Below are 19,868 nucleotides of genomic sequence, written 5' to 3'. Positions count from 1 at the left end.
TGCAGGCACTAAGCAAAAGTCTGTGCCAGTGCTTCGAGACGGCGCAAAAAGCCGCGCCTCCTCAGCACGAACGGATTGTGCCTGGGCAAAAAAGATTACGGTGTTATTCAGAACTGATGTAAACTCGACATAAGGGGTTTATCATCCCATCCCACCCACCGAACCGTTCGTGCTGAGGAGGGGTGGGAACCCCGTCTCGAAGCATCCACCAGGGCAAAAAATCTGTGCCAGTGCTTCGAGACGGCGCAAAAAGACGCGCCTCCTCAGCACGAACGGATTGTGCGGGGGCCAAAAAGGTTGCGGTGTTATTGAGAACTCATGTGAACCCGAACATAAGGTTTTATTAGCCCATCCCACCCACCGGCCCGTTCGTGCTGAGGAGGGGTGGGAACCCCATCTCGAAGCATCCACCAGGACAAAAAATCTGTGCCAGTGCTTCGAGACGGCGCAAAAACACGCGCCTCCTCAGCACGAACGGATTGTGCTAGGGCAAAAAAAGTTATGGTGTTATTCAGAACCGATGTGAACTCGGACATAAGGTTTTAGTTAGCCCATCCCACTCACCGACCCGTTCGTGCTGAGGAGGGGTGGGAACCCCGTCTCGAAGCAGGCACAAGGCAAAAATCCTCTGCCAGTGCTTCGAGACGGCGCAAAAAGCCGCGCCTCCTCAGCACGAACGGATTGTGCGTGGGCAAAAAAGGTTACGGGTTTATTGAGAACTCATGTTCCACCCACCACCCAAAGCCTTAATCAACCCCACCGCCGCAGTCATCTGTAATCCATTCACATCATTCGCTGCTTTTTGAGCGTTATAAGCCAAAACCTGGGACGCAAGTACATCAATATAAGCCACTGTTCCTGCTTTGTACTGATTTAGCACCAGTTTCAAGGCTAACTGCGCACTTGCTGCCGCTTTGTTTTGCACAATGCTTTGCTCTTTGAGAATACGCAAGGCAATAAGCATGTCTTCTACATCCTGAAAGGCAGTAAGCACAGTCTGTCTGTAAGCAGCGACCTGCGCCATATAGGCTGATTTTGCTGCATTTACAGTTGCCCTGCGAAAACCGCCATCAAAAAAGGTTTGTGCCAATTGTAAGCCAGTGGACCAGCCAATAGTCGGTGTATTGATTAAATCTTTGAAACTGCGGGCAGCAGCACTGGCCGTAGCCGTCAAGGTCAGATTGGGATAATACGCAGCAATCGCCACGCCAATCAGTGCGCTGGTATTTTGTACCAGGCGTTCAGCTTGTGCGATGTCAGGACGTCTCTCCAGCCAAACTGAGGGAATTTCAACCGGAATAGCAGGTACTTTTAATTTCAAAGGCATAAATTTAAGAGAAAAATAGGCAGGAGGACGACCAATAAGCACGGCAATAGCATGTTCATACTGCCCTCTTAAAATGCCATTATTTAATGCCTGCGCCTGAGCTGTTTCCAATTGGCTTTGTGCCTGAACTATATCTGCACGCGATGCCACCCCTGATTTATAGCGGTTTCGGGTCATATCCAAAGTCTTTTTATAAGCAAGAACCGTATCATCCAACAGCTTCTGATTACTGTCCAAAGTGCGTAATTCAAAATAATATTGCGCCAGTGAACCCTGCGCTGATAAACGAGTGACCGCTACCAAAGCCGCATTGGATTGGGCAACAGCAAGATTGGCTTCAACCGTGCGGCGGACGAGCCCCCAGATATCAGGCTCCCAGGTGGCATTAAGAACCGCACCATAATTGGTCGTAGTTGGTCGACTCACTGCAGAAGAATCGGTTGTAGCCACACCGGTAGTGGTTACCCCACCTGACGTACTGATAAAAGGAGTTGCCCCTCCCCCCTGTTTTTGCCGCGATACGTTAAACACCCCCGCCAGATTAGGGAAATAACTGGCTCTTGCCTCATCAACGATGGCAAGCGACTGGCGATAATTCGCTTCGGCATTGGCAATATTCTGGTTATAAATATTTAATTGCGTTTCCAGATCATTAAGCAGAGGATCCTGAAAAACCTTCCACCATTCGCCCCGGTCTAAAGCATCGCAGGGTTTTATAGGTTGCCATTTGGTTGCAACTACAGGAGCGGTTTTAAGCGTTCCCTTGGCTTCTTTAAACTTCGGAGGGACGACAACTGGGGGCTTTACATAATCAGGCCCTACCGTGCAGGAAGAAACCAGGAAACTGCTCATCAAACCCACTGATACTGTTTTAAAAAAACTAGGAATGGCCATGAATACCTCGAAGAAATTTGAGCCTGGAAAAGAAACGGCGGCAGCGGATACTCACACGTTCCATTGCAAGGTAAATAACGGGTGTTGTGTAAAGAGTTAACATTTGACTGACAATTAAACCACCAACTATAGCGATACCAAGAGGTCTTCTTAATTCTGAGCCAACACCAAAACCTATCATTAAAGGCAAAGCCCCGAACAAAGCAGCCATAGTCGTCATCAGGATGGGGCGAAAGCGTAATAAAGCCGCCTCATAAATGGCTTCCCGCGATGATTTCTGCTCCTTTCGCTCCGCATCAAGGGCAAAATCGATCATCATAATCGCATTTTTCTTCACAATACCAATCAATAAAATCAAACCGATAAGGGCAATGATACTCAATTCAGTACCGCAAATTAACAAAGCCAGCAAAGCCCCAAGACCAGCCGATGGCAAAGTAGACAAGATAGTAATGGGATGAATAAGGCTCTCATAAAGCATACCCAGCACTATGTAAACAGCCAACAAGGCAGCCATGATCAAATATTTCTGATTGGCGAATGACTCCTGAAATGCCTGTGCTGTCCCCTGAAATGAACCGCGTACATCTGGCGGCAAATTCAGTTTTTTGACAATAGAGCTGATTATATCCACCGCCTCACCTATAGAAGTACCTGGCACCAGATTAAAAGAGATGGTTGAAGAAGGTGTCTGACTCTGGTGGTTTACTGACAATAAAGCCGATCCGGGATCAAAGCGGGCAAATGCAGACAAAGGCACTTCCTGCCCTGTTGATGACTGAACATAAATATCATTCAGCGTTTCTGGATATTGCCAGTATTTGGGAGCAACTTCCATCACTACCCTGTATTGGTTCATGGGCATATAAATGGTTGAAATCTGGCTTTGGCCAAAAGCACTATACAATACACTATCTATTTTTTCAGGGGTAATGCCAAAGCGTGATGCCCGGTCATGATCGACATGGACGTATATTTTTAAACCATGGGTTAACTGATCACTGTTTAAATCAGAAATGCCAGGGACTGTTGCCAGTTGATCCATAATTCTCGGCGTCCAGAGGTTCAAATCCTGCAAAGTGGCAGCAGAAATAGTGTATTGAAACTGGGCCCGGCTTGAACGGCCGCCAACCGTCAAATCCTGTGCTGCCTGCATGTACAAAGTCGCCCCGGAAATCACCGAAAGTTTATTGCGCAAACGGGCAATAATCCCCATAGTAGATAAGGTACGCTCTTTTGCTGATTTGAGAATCACAAAGATAGTCCCGGTATTGGACGTATTACCGCCAGGTCCCCCACCGCCAATAAAAGCAGCGACGTTTTCGACTGCAGGATCCTCTTGAATTAAAGCCACAAACTGATTCATTTTACTCTTCATCGCCTGAAAAGAAATGTTCTGATCTGCCTGCAGTGACGCGACAATCCGCTCGCCATCCTGCTGCGGGAAGAAACCTTTGGGCACGATAATGAATAAATACGCCGTTAAAATAATAGTTGCAACAGTAAGGGAAAGCATCAACGACGGATGCAGTAATGCCCATTTTAAACTTCGGCCATAGCGAAGTCGCGTACGCTCTATAAAACGCATAAATGCAGTAGGCTTTCCCTCTTCTTCATACAGCATCCTTGAACACATCATAGGCGTCAGGGTCAGGGAAATGATCAGGGAAATTAATATAGCGACCGACAAAGTCACCACAAACTCACGGAAAAGCCGCCCTATCAATCCTCCCATGAATAAGATGGGTATGAATACAGCAATCAGGGAAAGACTCATGGACACCACAGTAAAACCAATTTCTCTGGAACCATCGATTGCAGCCTGACGCCTGTTCTTGCCCATGGCAATATGGCGTACCACATTTTCCAGAACGACCACTGCATCATCCACTACAAAGCCTGTGGAAATGGTTAAGGCCATTAATGACAGATTGTCCAAGCTGTAATTCAGCAACTTCATTACCGCAAAAGTACCCAGCAAGGACAAAGGCACAGTAATTCCGGGAATCATCATGGCGCGAAAGCTGCCTAAGAACAAATAGGTGACTAAAATAACCAACAGCATGGCAATGACCAGAGTCAACTCCACATCATGCAAGGAACTGCGGATGGTTGTTGTCCGGTCTAATAAAACATCCAGCTTAATGTCGCTGGATATAGAAGCTTTAAGCTGAGGCAAAATACTTTTGACGTAATCCACAGTTTTAATGACATTAGCGCCCGGCTGCTTAAATAAGACCAGCAGAACTGCGGGTTTCCCATTAGCAAGACCCGCGTTATTAATATCAGCGACTGAATCCACCACCTCAGCCACATCAGAAACACGCACTGCCTGATTATTATGATAAGAAAGGATAAGTGGCGCGTATTCTGCAGCACTGACCATTTGATCGTTATTTTTAATGACGGAACGCGTACCATCAATATGAGTTAATTGTCCTTTGGCCTGATTCTTATTTGCCGCAACAATTGTTCTTGACGCCTCATCCAAACCTATGCCGTATTTACTCAGTGCTGTAGGGTTAAGCTCAATACGCACCGCAGGCAGCGAACCGCCGCCTACGTTCACCTGACCTATCCCATCGATACGCAGAATTTTTTGCTGCAAAATGGTTGAGGCCACATCATACATTTGTCCCGGGCTGAATTTATCTGAAGTTAAGGCCAGAATCATAATCGGCGCGTCAGCAGGATTTACTTTGCGGTAGGTTGGATTGTTGGTCAGATTTGCAGGCAATTGACTTAAAGAAGCATTAATCGCAGCTTGCACGTCACGTGCGGCTCCATCAATGTCCCGCGACAAATCAAATTGAATCATCACAGAAGTCTGGCCTAAAGTGCTTGCGGAAGTAATTTGGGTGATCCCAGCTATGCGCCCTAACTGCCTTTCCAGTGGAGTAGCGACTGAAGTTGCCATGACTTCAGGGCTTGCACCCGGCAACGCTGCCTGAACTGTGATTGTGGGAAAATCGACCTGTGGTAAAGGGGCTACGGGCAAGAGGTTGAAAGCCAGTATCCCTGCAAGCATAAGTCCCAGTGTTAATAAACTGGTCGCTATGGGTCGGTTAATAAACAATAAAGATAAATTCACACCCCGGCCTCTCTATCTTTATGCTCTGCATCTGCGGCCTTGCCTAAACTCATAAGCTTTCGTAACAGCTTGTCAAAAGTGAGATAAATAACGGGCGTAGTATAAAGGGTTATTAACTGACTGATGATAAGGCCACCAATAATAGCAATACCTAAAGGCCTTCGTAATTCCCCACCGATACTAAAGCTTAAGGCTAAAGGTATGGCACCAAGCATGGATGCCATGGTTGTCATTAATATAGGCCTGAAACGCAATAGCGCCGCCTGAAAGATAGCGTCCCGGGGTTCCTTGTGATAAACCCGTTCCTGTTCCAGGGCAAAATCTATCATCATAATCGCGTTTTTCAGCACCAGACCAATCAAGAGGATAATGGCAATCAGGGCAATAATGCTCAAATGATTATCAGTCAGGTATAAAGCCAGCAAAGCCCCCATGCAGGCGGAAGGCAAGGTGGATAATATGGTCAGGGGATGAATGTAACTTTCATACAAAACTCCGAGCACTATATAGACTACCAGGATGGCTGCAAACACCAGCCAGCCTTCATTAGCCAATGCGCTCTGGAAACTTTTGGCTGAGCCCTGGAAGTCTGTCTGTACACTAAGCGGTACCTTAAGATCCTCCTTCACCTTATCAATGGAGCTGACAGCCGCACCCAAAGAGGCATGTTCCACCAGATTAAACGATAAGGTCGCGGAAGGAAACTGGTCTTTACGGGTAATTTCCAAGGGGCCAACCGTCTGGGAAATACTGGCAATGGTTCTTAAAGGAACAGATCCGCTGCTTGTTACGTTCAGGGAAGAATTTGTGGGATCCGTATTAGTCACCGAAGAATTAATATAAATGTTTTCAAAGGCTGAAAGCGCCCTTTGTAAGACAGGAAATACTTCCAGAACTACCCGATACTGATTGCGCTGGGTAAACATGATTGAGATTTGGCGCTGGCCAAAGGAATCATACAAAATGTCATCGATCATTTGCATGCTAATTCCCAATCGGGATGCGGTGTCGCGATCTACATTGATAAAAGTAACCGGCCCGTGATTTTGCTGATCACTGTTCACATCACGTAACAGCGGATTTTTTTGCAGTTCATCCAGGAACAATCGCGACCATTTTTTTACTTCATTCCCATCAGGAGCGCTGATGCTGTACTGGTATTGAGTGCGGCTGGCCAAAGTATCTATAGTCAAATCCTGCACAGGCTGCATATACAATGAAGCACCCACAACAGACTGCAGATTATTTTGGATGCGTGTCATTACCTCTTCTATTCCCGGGCGTTCTTCCATAGGTTTAAGGGTAATTAAAATCCGGCCATTATTTAAAGTTTTATTAATGCCATCGATGCCAATAAAGGAAGAAATATTTTCCACGGCAGGATCAGCCAGAACAACCCGAGCCAGAGCCTGCTGCCTTTCAGCCATTGCTGGAAATGAAATGCTTTGCGAGGCTTCAGATATGCCTTGAATTACTCCTGAATCCTGCAAAGGGAAAAAACCTTTGGGAATCCAGACAATCAGGGTAGCGCTAATCAAAATAGTAATGAAAAAGGCCAGCAGGACAAACGGTTGATGCGATAAAACCCAGTCGAGTGATCTCTTGTAGCGATCAATCAAATAATTCAGGCCGTCTTCCAGTTTTTTTTCAAAACGATTCGTCTGACTCATGCTTTGGCGACGCAAAATGCGAGAACACAACATGGGAGTCAACGTTAAGGAAATAAAGGCTGAAATGATAATAGTAATCGTCAGGGTAAGAGCAAATTCCCGAAATAAACGCCCAACCACATCCCCCATAAACAACAGAGGGATGAGTACGGCAATAAGAGATACGGACAGAGAGAGAATCGTAAAACCAATTTGCGCAGCCCCTTTATGTGATGCAACTACCGGGTCCTCGCCCGCCTCTATATAACGCATGATGTTTTCTATCATGACAATAGCATCGTCCACCACGAAACCTGCTGCTATGGTTAATCCCATTAACGTCAGATTGTTGAGACTAAACCCCAGCAGGTACATTAATCCCAGGGTACCAACCAGGGTCAACGGTACGGCTATGCTGGGAATAAGGGTTGCGGGCAGTTTGCGTAAAAACAGAAAAATAACCAGTACCACCAGAAGCACCGATAAAAGTAATTCAAGCTGGACATTATGTACGGAAGAACGGATGCTTACCGTTCTGTCGGTCAGAACTTCCAGGTGAATGTCATCAGGAATAGTGCTTTTTAACTGGATGAGCAATTCCTTTATCCTGTCAGCCACGGCGATAACATTGGCACCAGGTTGGCGCTGAATATTCAGAATAACTGCAGGTTCTTCATTGACCCAGGCGGCCTGCATGTTGTTTTCAGCACCGTCTTCCACCACCGCGACATCAGACAAGCGCACCGGAGCGCCATTTTTATAGCTAATAATTAAAGGACGGTATTCTGCCGCAGAAAGCAGCTGATCATTAGTGTTAATGGTATAGGATAAGCGCGGGCCATCGAAATTACCTTTAGCCGCATTGACATTGGATGCCATGACCATGGCACGGACGTTCTCCATGGTTAATCCGTAAGCAGACAAAGCATCCGGATTTGCCTGAATGCGTACTGCAGGACGCTGCCCTCCTCCGATGCTGACCAGGCCCACTCCGGTAAGTTGTGACAACTTGGGTACCAGACGGGTATCGGCAAAATCCTCAACTTGCGGTAATGGCAGTGTTTTCGAAGTTAAAGCCAGAGTAATAATGGGAGTATCAGCCGGATTCACCTTACTGTAAATCGGCGGGTACGGTAAACCATCGGGCAAAAAACTGCTGGCGGCGTTAATCGATTGCTGCACCTCCTGCTCGGCTACATCAAGGCTTGTAGTGAGATGAAATTGCAGGGTAATCACTGAAGCGCCATAAGAACTGCTCGAAGTCATTTGATCAAGGCCTGGCATCTGGCCAAACTGGCGCTCCAGTGGTGCAGTAATGGATGAGGCCATTACATCAGGGCTGGCTCCAGGGTAAAAAGTAGACACCTGAATGGTTGGATAATCAACATCAGGTAAGGACGAAACCGGCAACAGTTGATAAGCAAGAATACCACTCAGAAAAATAGCAAGCATTAAAAGGGAAGTAGCAATTGCTCTTGCTATAAAAGGACCGGAAATACTCATACGACACTACGCGTTACTGAGTGTTTTAATGAAGTCTGGACTGGTACCAAAGCTGAGGATGGTTTCTGTACCTCCACTTTGGCTCCATCTTTCAGTTTATCAGTCCCCTCGGTAATAACCTCCTGTCCAGGCTTGAGCCCTTGCATAATTACCGTTTCATTACCGCTGGCAGGTCCTGCAACTACAGGTTGCACAGTGACGGTTTGATCCGGACGCAGCAAATAGACAAAATCACTGGCGAGATGATGCTGGATTGCTTGCGTAGGCACCAGAGTTGCCTTAGTTAAAGTCTGAACTAATAACTTTACATTCACGAACTGATTAGGAAATAAGGTATTTTCCTTATTATCAAAAGTAGCTCTGAGCCTTACTGTTCCGGTACTGGGATCAATATGATTGTCTATGGTTAATAAAGTCCCTGTCGCCAGTAATTTGTTCTGTTGTCTGTCATAAGCCTGAACTTCAAGGGTCTTGTCCGCATACACCTGCGGTATGATCTGAGGTACATTATCTTCAGGGAGCGCAAAGATGACGGTAATAGGATTTAAAGTCGTGATCTCGGCTAAGCCCGTAGTGTCACCGGTTTGAACCACATTCCCTGCATCGACCAGGCGCAGACCAATACGCCCATCTATGGGGGATATAATGCGGCAATAAATCAGGCTTACTTTAGTGCTTTGAATCAAGCCTTCATCAATTTTGATTGCGCCCTCATATTGTTCGACCAGGGCTTGTTGAGTAGCCAAAGTCTGCTGGGCTATGGAATCTTGCCGCCACAGAGTTTGGTAACGTTTTAAATCAATTTTTGCGTTCGCGAGTAACGCCTTGTCCCTTTTTAAATTTCCTTCGTACTGAGTCAACAGGGCTTCATAGGGGCGGGGGTCAATTTGTGCCAGTAAATCACCGGTTTTGACTAATTGCCCTTCTTTAAACAAGACTTGCTGCAGGATGCCATTAATTTGTGTTTTGACGGTAACTTTATAGGTTGGCGTCACATTGCCCAGGGCAGACAGATACACAGGAACATCACGGCTTGTGGCCTTGGCAGAAACTACCGCAAGAGGTTTGGGACTGTTTTCCTTTGGCTGGCGCATGGCATAGAAAAACCAGATGAGGCTGAGCACCATGACAATTAAACTGACAATAAGCCAAAAATCACTTGAAGTGTATGGCTTTTTTAATTGTTGCTTTGTCTGTATCGATGCCTTTTCTCCAGCATCTGATGCGTCATTTGCGTCCATGAGATAAGGACATCCTTTATCAATTTAGGTAAATAATCATGAGCCTGTTGGCGACAAACCCTAACATTTTATGATAACGAGTTTTGTGATGAGTAGCAAAGGAAAAGATTGCTTGTATGACGTACTTTCCGTTTCCTGTAAAGGGCATAGCCAAGAGTTAATAAAAAAATCACATAGACTAATTTTTGATCTATAATTAAATTAATGCAGAGTATCTCTATTACTCAACATCATTTTATCACTAATTCAGGAGACTGCCATGGTCGATAGAAGAACCAGAGATGAAAAAATTGCAGCAACTGGCAGGCGCACGCTCCTGGAGGGAGATCAGGCAAGAGATGTGCATAGAGCTGGTACGAGAGCAAGCCATCAGGCATATATGGATCAAATGGCTGAAAAATATGAATTGCGGGGCAAGAAAAGACAGGAAGGCGTTGATTACAGCCGTGAAGCGATGAACAGACGTTCCGATCAAGCAGGACGAAAGGCCGAAAATGCCACTGCCTATGAAAAGCATAAAGAAAATTGGATGAATTGGGGAAGCGATTTGTGGAAAACAGCAGCGGAGACATACAATTCAACTGCTGCATCGGTTTCAGCAACTTACAAAGCAGCAGCAGACTATGTGGTTGATAAGGTAACTGTTTCATCTGAAAAAGCGACCACTTCAAAAGAAGATGCGGTTCGCTATGCGCAATCCAAAGGATTTGCTAAAGACTCTCCCAATTCTGCTGACTTGATCAGGGAAAAGAGTGAAGCCGGAGTCAAAAAATCCGTCCAATGTCTGGGGCAAGGAAAGTTTAAAGATGCCATCCGCGAAATGCGTGAGACTGACAAAAAAGTAGGTCAGGTCATAGAAAGAGAAGAAGGCTATCGCAATAGAGGCCCAGGCTAAAACAAAAAATTCTCGCAAATCGATCTGCTGTATCTAATTGCTGTCCCGGTTGCTGTAGCCCGGTCTACTTGCAGCCGGGATCGAAGTAGCACAATCCCCGGTTGCAAGCAAACCGGGCTACACCTCTTTCCATTCCCCGATCCACGTCAATAAAAAATACAAAAACCGAGCCGCGACCGTAAGGGAGCGGAACAGTTCGATGCACTCCATTATTGATTACTCATTAGGTGTACATCCAAAATTTCCGCTCCCTTACGGTCGCGGCTCGGTTTTCTTTAGGTAATGTAGTGCTCATAAATAAATCATTTTCGTGGGGATACATCAGCTCAGGACAACGTGAAAACCGAGCGACAAACTGCCATGTTCAATACACTTAACCTTGTTTGCACTCCAATTCAGGCCTGAATTTCTGCCACTCGCACAAGGGTGAAACCTCCGGATTTGCCATTTTATTCACAGGCAGATAAAAGGTTTGCTCCAAAAGATATTGTCCGCTCAATGCAGCGTGGGACACATGATCGGTAAACACTATCCAGGTGCTTTGTGAGGGGAAATCAATCCGGATTTTATTCGCTTTGGCCTGATAATGATCATCCCTTTTCATTTTATCGTGCAAATGCAGCATGTAATGATCATAAGGGGAACGCAGAGTCTTGGTCGTTTTAACCAGTTTCAACACGCGTGCCGTCAGTTTGCTATAAGATCTTATTCTAGGGGCAAATTGATTCAATACCTCGGTAAAAGGTTCCCCAACATGCCAGACTCTCGGTTCCTGATTAGGATTAATGTTACAGAATACTCGTAAAATGCGTAAACCATTGACCGGGCTTGCAGAGAAGGAATCCACATGAAGGCGCGTATCATCTTTGCGTCTTGATGTAGCCCGCTCATTGATTTGTGCGGGCCTGTAACTGGTTCTTCCCCATTGCAGATGCGGAACATAGGAAGGCAACGCGCTCTGGATTAATTGCAAAGCAAATTCAGCATAACTGCTCATTAATTGGGTCAATTGCCCATCAAGGCCAGCAATGGCTTGATTGTAGACACCCAGTTTGCTGCGTTTGTAATCATAACTGACATTTTTATGCGTTTTGTGCAAAATGGATTCGGACATTAAAGACGAATCAACTGAACCAAAATAGTGCCCCGGGAAAAACAGGATTTTACCCGATTCCAAATCATGGATACTATTCTGTTGATCAATCTGCTCAATGCTTTGCGTCAATAAATACGAGTTCATTAGTCACTCTGCTGTGAAGATTGAGAACAGTGTATCAAATTATCTGTGGAAAATGTATGTATGAAACGCTCTACGTCGTCCTGAGCGCGGCATGGTGCCAATATTTGGAGATCCTTCGCGCAAAAAGACGCGCTCAGGACGACGTAGATCTGGGTGACAGGATGGATTGGAAGACGATGCGGAGTAGGATCAGGATTCACTGCCATCAAGTTAAGCACTACTCCGCCGTCCCGCGGCTTGTCCGCGGGATCCAGAGATCTAAGCTCAGAGTGACATTCCTGGATCCCGCGGACGAGCCGCGGGACGGCGGAACTCTGCAACTGGCTCTTTTCACATCATTGTATTACTCCGATCTACGTCGTCCTGAGCGCGTCTTTTGGCGCGAAGGATCTCCAAATATTGGCACCATGCTTCGTTCGGGAGATCCTTCGCGCCAAAAGACGCGCTCAGGACGACGGGGATCCGGGTGACAGGATGGATTGGAAGACGATACGTATCGGATCAGGATTCAGGCTTCACCATATCCGGATAATATTCATCCCACATCCGATTACAATAAGCGACTACATTGGGTAATTTCAACGCGTGTTCTTGCAAAAGATTCGTTCCAGGAGACCAGATGACATTCGCTAAAAAGGCAAAAGCAGTAGCGTCAATACTGGTTGGCTTATCCTCCAGAATATAATGTTTGTCTCCTAAAATAACGGCCAGGCTATCCAGGGTTTTGATGCCTAATGCAACTACTTCCAGCATACTGTGCCGCCCTATTCCCTGACAATACAACGCTTTAATAGTCTGTTTGCGCACCATATTGGGTATCAATAATCGGGAAACAAAGGGCAATTTGCCAAACATGGTTTTTTTAAGGTGCATCCAACCGGAGTGTTCCTGCCAACGCAGATAAACCAAAACCCAATACAAACGCTCGCAACAGGCAAGATCAACCAATTGAGCTATAGCTTTTTTTTCTGGTGATAAGTCTTTATCCAGTTCATCACCAAAGCGTTTTTTTAAGGCATCAATAATGAACTCACTGTCAGGATACAGCACCCCATCTATCTTAAGGCAAGGCAATTTTCCTTTAGGGCTTTTCCGCGGATCATTAACAAATTTGTTTTCATAAGGCAGTTTTGCCATACGTAAATAGGTTTCCAGTTTCATACAAAAAGGACTGGCATTCGGTAATCCCCAAATTCGGTAAAACTGAAATAATGTCATCATGGTGGGTCCCTTCCCAAAGATTGAACTTTCAGGCATCTTGAGTATAATCCAATAGACTTAAATCATTGACAGGCAGCCTATGTTACTTTGTCCCTGTGGTTCACAAAACGCTTACGAACACTGTTGTGGATTATACCTGGATAAAGCGCAAAAACCACAAACACCTGAGCAATTGATGCGTTCAAGATATACTGCATACAGTTTAGCCAAAATTGAGTATATTACCAGTACCATGAAAGGAAAAGCGCTGCTTGGCTTCAATCAGCCAGAAGCAAAAACCTGGGCCGAACGACTGGTCTGGCTTGGTTTGAAAGTAATCCAATCTTATCAGGAAACACCTGCCAAGGGCTTTGTAGAGTTTAGAGCTACCTTTCTTGACCGTAACCAGGTGCAGGAAATTCATGAACTCAGCGAATTTCATAAAGAACAGGACACCTGGTTTTATGTTGACGGGGTAAACAGACAAATACCCGGAAAGAATTACAAACAAAAAATCGCCCGTAACAGTTCCTGCCCCTGTGGCAGTGGTAAAAAATTTAAAAACTGTCACGAAAAATAATACATCGTCATTGGGTTTGCATCATGAATGAACACCTGCTTTTAAATGTTTTTATCTTTCTTGCAGCAGCAAGTATCATGGTTCCGTTAGCCAGCCGCTTTAAACTGGGATCGGTGCTGGGCTATCTTGTGGTGGGAATACTGATTGGCCCCTTTGGCTTTAAACTGATTGGCAATGCCGAACAAATCATGCATTTTGCTGAATTTGGCGTGGTGATGATGCTGTTTTTAATTGGTTTGGAACTGGAACCAGCCATGCTCTGGAAGCTCCGAAAATTAATCGTTGGCCTTGGCGGTCTTCAGGTTATCCTTACTACAGCGGCACTGACCGCAATTGGGGTATTAATGGGCTACGACTGGCGAGCCAGCTTTGCCATCAGCATGTCCCTGGCCTTGTCTTCCACCGCGCTGGTTCTGCAAATGCTGCAGGAAAAAAACCTGTTGAAAACCGCAGAGGGTGAAACTTCCTTTGCGGTCTTGTTATTTCAGGATATCGCCGTTATCCCGATTCTGATCATCATGCCACTTCTGGCACAACATGCAGGCGTTATCAATACACATGAGGCTGTCTTTACCGATCACATGCCTAAATGGATGCATGCCTTGCTGGTCACCGGCGTTATAGGCGCTGTCATCTTGACCGGACATTATTTGTCTCGTCATTTGTTTTTAATTATTGCCAAAACCAATTTACCTGAAGTATTTACCGCCTTTTCCCTGGCTTTGGTTGTCGGAATTACCTTACTCATGGAATCCATAGGCGTCTCGCCGGCACTTGGCGCGTTTATCGCGGGTGTAGTGCTGGCAAACTCACAATACAAACGGACTGTTGAGGCAGACATTCAACCCTTCAAAGGATTATTGCTCGGCTTATTTTTTATTTCCGTAGGCATGGGCATGAATTTTAATCTGTTGTCGCAACAGATGACACTCATTATTGCTGCGGTTTTAGGATTAATGCTCTGCAAGGCAGCTATTTTATTCTGCCTGGGCCGTTCTTTTTCGCTAACCAATATCCAGACCATTGGTTTTGCCTTAGGTCTCTCTCAGGGGGGCGAATTCGCTTTTGTACTTTTTCAATATGCCAGTGAATCCAGGGTGATTTCGGCAGATACGCGCGCATTTTTTACTTTGGTAGTTGCCTTGTCCATGCTTGCGACTCCCTTTTTAATGCTCCTCTACCATAAATTTGTGGTGCCCAAATTAATGAGCATGCTCCCCAAACACAACTATGATGCCATTAATGAAAAGAATGGAATCATTCTCGCCGGATACGGTCGTTTTGGCCAAATCATTGGCCGCTTTTTAAATGGCGAACATGTAAAAGTAACTGTTCTGGAAAAAAATCCGGAGCAAATCGAACTGTTGAGAAAATTCGGTTACAAAGGGTACTTTGGGGATGCTAACCGTCTTGACCTTCTGAAAAGTGCTGGCGCAGATCATGCCAAATTGTTGATTGTCACCGTAGGAAATGCTGATGTGAATCTCGCCATAGTAAAATTGGCCAAGCAGGAGTTTCCTCATCTCAAAATTTTCGCCAGAGCACGAAACCGCCGCCACGCTTATGAACTACACAGAGCTGGAGTGGATTATTTCAAACGGGAATTATTTGATTCATCCCTGACTATGACTAAGGAAGTATTGAAATTCCTGAATTACAAGCCAGAAGACATTGAGAAAAAAGCCCAAGCCTTCCAGAAACACGACGAAGCCTCACTGTATCAATCATTCGAGTTTTTTGAAAAAGAAACAGACTTGATCAATTTCGCCCGTCAGGCCAAGGGAGAGTTGGAGCGAATTCTGCAAAGCAGTTAATTAATTTGCTCTAAACGACACCACAAAAAAAACCAATAAGCTCAATTTAAGATAAAGTTGCACTATAATTTACTAAAAGGCATAGTGAATTTATAGGTAACATATGTTTCATTTTAGAGTATTAGCCTGGAATGCCGGTTATAAAGAAGGCAGCTATTCAAAATCAATTAACAGGACGCTGTTTGGGGGAAGCCCGGGACATAGTGCAGCTGAATTAGTAATTCCTGTCTCTGAAGAAAACAGACAACTTATCAAGGAAGTTAATAAAAATAACAAACTTTTAGTCCAGGAGACAACAACTCTAATCACTCGCCCTATTGATAAAGAACCCTTTTATGAAGCAGTAGAAGTACCTTGTTTCAAGGTGTACTTCAGTTTTTGGGGGGATGTGAGCACAAAAAAAACAACTGAACACCATCGAATGCTCGATTTGACAAAAGACCGTATCGAAGAAGGACAAGGTATCCCTCAACAATATTCAGAAAAAGGGAAACAAATATTAGGAAATCAGGAAACAGAATGGCATGGTCTAATAGGAAAAATAAAAGGTTCATCAGGAATAGAATACATTCAACATCTTGCTGGTCTTACTGAAGAACAGATTAAAATCTCCAAAGAAAAAATGGAGCAGTTGAAATCAATTGAGCAAGAAAAAGAGCTTTTATTATGGCAGGTAAAGGAAATATCAGGGCATCTTCAAAAATTAAAAACTGAAGAACAAAAACAATCTTATATAAGCTCAGAAAGAGTTCAGGAAATTCTAGCCGTTCACGAAGTCCATTCAATAGAAGAATTGCAATCAAAACTGTCCGGCATGTCTGCTGCACTAAGTACTTTGCGTAAAGATCTTTCTGATTTGGGCGTGGAATTCGGAGCAAGTCCAGACGAAATTATTCACTTTTCAATCGATCCTGAACATCAACAAGAATTCAGCCTTGATTATAAAGAGATTCTTAAAGAGATGGGGGAAATAGCTAATGGTGTAGTGCCATACCATGCTTTAAAAATGAATTGCTGCACTGCAACAATGAAAATTATAAATGCTGGAATTAGTCCTGAACTTAGAGGAGCACTTCAAGAATCCGGCTATAGCCTTCCCACTTCAAATTTGTTTTTTGAAACGCCTCAATCAGTTTTTGATTTCTCTTTAAAATTAGAGAGTACCTTATCAAGGGCTAATTCACATATTAAAGACACAAAGCCAGGATTATTAGCCCGATTTGCTTCAAGTGTACATCAAGCCTATGTAGATATTACATCTAAAATATTTAAACCAAGTAAAAAACAACAATTATTCAATCAAAGAGCAGAATATATTGAGCATGTTGTAAATACTAAGGAAGGATTGAAACAATTAGAAAAAGAGTTTTCTTCTGGCAAGATTGAGCAAAAATCTTATGAACAATTAAAAGCAAATGCAAATGATTTAATTGAGTTTCATAAGAATAAAGTTATAGATACTGAGAAAATATTGTTAGCAGAAGGATATATTGAAAGAACCAGTGATTATGACTCCCAAATAAAAGAATTTTTAGAGACTTTACCCTATGCTCAATATGAAGCGATAACCAAACTTGAATCCGATACACAAATAATAGATGTTATAGATAAAATTTCTTCACATATCTATTCCAATCTTAAAGGACAAGAAATTTATGGCGACATTTCCCAAAAGGATATTACAAAAGCAGTCGCCAGTCATTTTGAAAAAACAGTTAATAATCATAGGATTGCTTTAGAAAAATTCGATTATGAATCTGCTAAAAATATTGAAAACTCGAAAAAACTTACAGTCAATATACAACAAACTTTAAATAGAGAAATTCAGCCTGAAAAAATAATGGTTGATAGAGATGTTGCTAATCTATTTTTAGAGTCTTATGAAAAAAACCTGGAAAGTTTAAAAAGAAAAGCCCAAACCTACGAAAGAAATCTACAAAAGCAAAAAGATCCTGCCAGCAAAACTGCAGAAACAATGCAACGTTTGTTATCGGAGACACAAGCATCCATCCTGGTACAAGAGGAAGCTATTGAAAAAATTAAAAATGGTCACGAAGATCGAATTGAAATAGTATTTCCACCTATATCAAAAATTAAGGACATGAGCCTCCATCAAATGCAGGCGTACTCTTCTTTACTTGCAACAAAACCTGATACAAAAAACGCAGCAGGAGACCTTGGAGCCGAACTATATAAAAATATAAGAATAGTAAACAAACTACAAGAAAAAATAGTTGAATCTACTAGTAAAATAAAACCTGATTACTATGATTTTAATACTATTGAACAAATTAGATCGAGTTTTACTGGCGGCCCATTTGCCAAACAAACATCAGAAATTATTTTGGAAAAATTAGCACAAAATTTGATTGAGGATCTGGATAAACAGGCACTAAAAGTACCTTTAACTACTGATGCCAGGAATGCCATTATTTCTTATTTAAATTTCAAGAAATATATAGAAACAGAAGGCAGTAAAATATCAAATGCATCAAAATTAAGTGACATTTTATCCCATCAAGATCCCGAGCAATTAAAACAAGTTTTGGATGATCATGATAAAGTGATGCGTTTTTCTCAGAGAAGCCAGAGAAGTAACCAACCCTCTTTAATAAGTAAGCACCTTACACATGAAGAACATCGATTTATTTATTTGTATCATAAGATTGTTACAAGCAAAGATGAATGCAGTCACCAGGAACGGGTTGAGCTTTCTATGATGATTGAGAAAAATATTGGTAACATGGATTTAAATAAACGAGTGGGATTATTTGAAAAAGAGAAACATCCTCTTATCGAGAAATATCAGCTTACCATTCCAGATATGAAATATTTAATGTTTAAAACAAAACTCTTTAAATTGAACGATGCTCTTCTTGATAAATCTGAGAAAGCACTAGAGGTAATGGAGAAAGGAGAGGCTCTGGATTTAGAAAGCCAATTAACTTTATTTGAGTTAGGCAGATTAGATGATCTGGCTAAACTCAAACCCATTCTTGATAATCTTGATTCACTAGGATTAATTGAATCAAGTAGTAAATTGAAAAAACTTCATGAACAAGCTACTCATGCAGCAGAAATAATAGGAAAAATAGAAGAAAAAATAGCAGATGAACCTATGTTGGAGAGTGGTGATTTAGTGATGAACCATTCGAAAAAATCACTTGCTTTGAAAAATAAATCAGCAGATAGAGAAGTTGCCTTAACACATACATTTATTTCAAAATATGGGCATGCTGCACAAGTGTATATAGATCCAGAAACAAACAAACCTACTTTTTCTCATATTTGGGGAGAGCATCAAACAGATAGGGTTAAAGTAGTTGATATAGCAATAAGTGACACGTTCCGAGTAGATGTAACCAGGTTAATTTCACCTGAGATGCAAGAAAAATTAGAGAATCACTATAAAGCAAAGGGTTTGGATTGGAAAGAAGAAGTCAGAAAACAATTCAAAGAGAATGCTCAAAGGCTACTTGTTGAGTCAAAAGAACGTTTTGAAGGTGTAAAAAATGATAAAGCAGCAAGATTTCAGGCTGGATGGGCTAATTTTGGATTGTATGGAGGACATCATGATAAAGATGCGGTTGATAGGCGAGAGGTGCATGACGCTATGTATGGAAAAGGAGAATATCAGATAAAAGATAAAATGATTTGTTCTGAGTTTGTTGCAAAAAGTGTCGTTGCAGCAATATATGAAACGAATGAATCATTACATGAACAAATGGTGAAAGAGGGCGTTATAGAATCCTCAGATAATATCATAAGAATCCCTCTTGAAAGGGAACGATTAGAAAGAGTTCCTCCTCAACGTTTAATAGATTTACTCAAAAAAGAAGGATGTTTAGAGCAAGTAAACCAATCTTCTTTCTTGAAAAAATTGGTAAATCAAAAACAACTGTATGATAAAGTCGAGCTTAAAAGTGTGAAAAGTCCAGGGGTAATATTTTATGAGCAATTACTCGAATTAGCTCATACAACCCCAAATAAACAGGAGTTTATTAGTCAAGCGACTGAAGCGTGTAAAACATATGCTGAAGACGAGCATCTGGATATTGAGTTCGAGAATCCTGGAATGCAGGCTTACCTGGAAAAAAGCTTTTCTTTTGTTCATGATAGAATACACGACAACCCAAATTGTGTTGTCAAATTTTTTAGGAGCCTGGCAAATAGGTTAGGCTTTGAAAGTGAAGCTAAAGAAAAAATTAAAAGCACTGTCTCTGAACTAGAAAAAATCCAGAATGAATCCATTTTGGACAATTATCGCTCTAAAACTGATAAGACCGTTGAACGATTCTCATCGATTAAAGAGAGAAACAAATCAATAGTATTGGAGCAAGAAGAACCATTACAAGAACAAATTAGTACTACCTCACTACCTTCGTCGATCTAAGTATTTATTCAACCTCAAAATGAATAAATATTGTACAAAAA

General features: G+C 42.9%; 10 protein-coding genes. 4 read left to right on the top strand and 6 right to left on the bottom strand.

Annotated features, from left to right (window positions below; all coding sequences use genetic code 11):
* Window positions 1–709: 709 nt before the first annotated feature.
* From B094_RS0100545 to B094_RS0100530, 4 genes are read right to left on the bottom strand one after another with little or no spacing between them, the layout of a single operon-like run.
* Window positions 710–2,221 (bottom strand): efflux transporter outer membrane subunit, encoded by a 1,512-nt coding sequence (locus tag B094_RS0100545; RefSeq protein ID WP_018575840.1) that lies wholly within the window; start codon window positions 2,219–2,221, stop codon window positions 710–712.
* Window positions 2,208–5,312, bottom strand: a complete 3,105-nt coding sequence (locus B094_RS0100540; RefSeq protein ID WP_018575839.1) for an efflux RND transporter permease subunit — start codon at window positions 5,310–5,312, stop codon at window positions 2,208–2,210. Before B094_RS0100540 ends, B094_RS0100545 begins: the two co-directional genes overlap by 14 nt.
* Window positions 5,309–8,464, bottom strand: coding sequence for an efflux RND transporter permease subunit (locus B094_RS15440; protein ID WP_018575838.1), 3,156 nt, complete (start codon window positions 8,462–8,464; stop codon window positions 5,309–5,311). Before B094_RS15440 ends, B094_RS0100540 begins: the two co-directional genes overlap by 4 nt.
* A complete protein-coding gene (locus B094_RS0100530; RefSeq protein ID WP_018575837.1) occupies window positions 8,461–9,705 on the bottom strand; it encodes an efflux RND transporter periplasmic adaptor subunit in 1,245 nt (414 codons plus the stop codon). Before B094_RS0100530 ends, B094_RS15440 begins: the two co-directional genes overlap by 4 nt.
* Before the next feature lie 259 nt (window positions 9,706–9,964).
* Here B094_RS0100530 and B094_RS0100525 point away from each other — a divergent pair, with 259 nt between their 5' ends.
* Complete coding sequence (locus B094_RS0100525; protein WP_018575836.1) at window positions 9,965–10,600, top strand: hypothetical protein; 636 nt, start codon at window positions 9,965–9,967, stop codon at window positions 10,598–10,600.
* A gap of 373 nt (window positions 10,601–10,973) precedes the next feature.
* Here B094_RS0100525 and kdoO read toward each other — a convergent pair whose 3' ends face one another.
* Both kdoO and B094_RS0100510 read right to left on the bottom strand, forming a co-directional pair.
* The gene (kdoO, locus tag B094_RS0100520; RefSeq protein WP_018575835.1) at window positions 10,974–11,840 is read right to left on the bottom strand and encodes a Kdo hydroxylase KdoO; all 867 of its coding nucleotides are present in this window, start codon (window positions 11,838–11,840) and stop codon (window positions 10,974–10,976) included.
* Window positions 11,841–12,341: 501 nt separating this feature from the next.
* Window positions 12,342–13,061, bottom strand: a complete 720-nt coding sequence (locus tag B094_RS0100510; protein ID WP_018575833.1) for a glutathione S-transferase family protein — start codon at window positions 13,059–13,061, stop codon at window positions 12,342–12,344.
* Between the two features lie 79 nt (window positions 13,062–13,140).
* On the opposite strand from B094_RS0100510, the gene B094_RS0100505 reads away from it, so the two are divergent.
* From B094_RS0100505 to B094_RS0100495, 3 genes are all read left to right on the top strand, one after another.
* The gene (locus tag B094_RS0100505) at window positions 13,141–13,620 is read left to right on the top strand and encodes a YchJ family protein (protein WP_018575832.1); all 480 of its coding nucleotides are present in this window, start codon (window positions 13,141–13,143) and stop codon (window positions 13,618–13,620) included.
* 23 nt (window positions 13,621–13,643) lie between these two features.
* The gene (locus B094_RS0100500) at window positions 13,644–15,434 is read left to right on the top strand and encodes a monovalent cation:proton antiporter-2 (CPA2) family protein (RefSeq protein WP_018575831.1); all 1,791 of its coding nucleotides are present in this window, start codon (window positions 13,644–13,646) and stop codon (window positions 15,432–15,434) included.
* 103 nt (window positions 15,435–15,537) lie between these two features.
* Window positions 15,538–19,827: a hypothetical protein gene (locus tag B094_RS0100495; RefSeq protein WP_018575830.1), complete on the top strand. Its 4,290-nt coding sequence runs from the start codon at window positions 15,538–15,540 to the stop codon at window positions 19,825–19,827.
* The last annotated feature ends 41 nt before the right edge of the window (window positions 19,828–19,868 follow it).

Origin of the sequence: Legionella shakespearei DSM 23087 (assembly GCF_000373765.1) — a bacterium.
GTDB lineage: Bacteria > Pseudomonadota > Gammaproteobacteria > Legionellales > Legionellaceae > Legionella > Legionella shakespearei.
Note: the sequence above shows the minus strand (reverse complement) of the source record. Positions and strands in the feature narration are given on the sequence as shown.

Excerpts from the sequence above, each read along its gene's own strand:
- B094_RS0100545 (WP_018575840.1), bottom strand. The coding sequence starts at position 2,221 with ATGGCCATTCCTAGTTTTTTTAAAACAGTATCAGTGGGTTTGATGAGC.
- B094_RS15440 (WP_018575838.1), bottom strand. The coding sequence starts at position 8,464 with ATGAGTATTTCCGGTCCTTTTATAGCAAGAGCAATTGCTACTTCCCTT.
- B094_RS0100530 (WP_018575837.1), bottom strand. The coding sequence starts at position 9,705 with ATGGACGCAAATGACGCATCAGATGCTGGAGAAAAGGCATCGATACAG.
- B094_RS0100525 (WP_018575836.1), top strand. The coding sequence starts at position 9,965 with ATGGTCGATAGAAGAACCAGAGATGAAAAAATTGCAGCAACTGGCAGG.
- kdoO (WP_018575835.1), bottom strand. The coding sequence starts at position 11,840 with ATGAACTCGTATTTATTGACGCAAAGCATTGAGCAGATTGATCAACAG.
- B094_RS0100510 (WP_018575833.1), bottom strand. The coding sequence starts at position 13,061 with ATGATGACATTATTTCAGTTTTACCGAATTTGGGGATTACCGAATGCC.
- B094_RS0100505 (WP_018575832.1), top strand. The coding sequence starts at position 13,141 with ATGTTACTTTGTCCCTGTGGTTCACAAAACGCTTACGAACACTGTTGT.
- B094_RS0100500 (WP_018575831.1), top strand. The coding sequence starts at position 13,644 with ATGAATGAACACCTGCTTTTAAATGTTTTTATCTTTCTTGCAGCAGCA.
- B094_RS0100495 (WP_018575830.1), top strand. The coding sequence starts at position 15,538 with ATGTTTCATTTTAGAGTATTAGCCTGGAATGCCGGTTATAAAGAAGGC.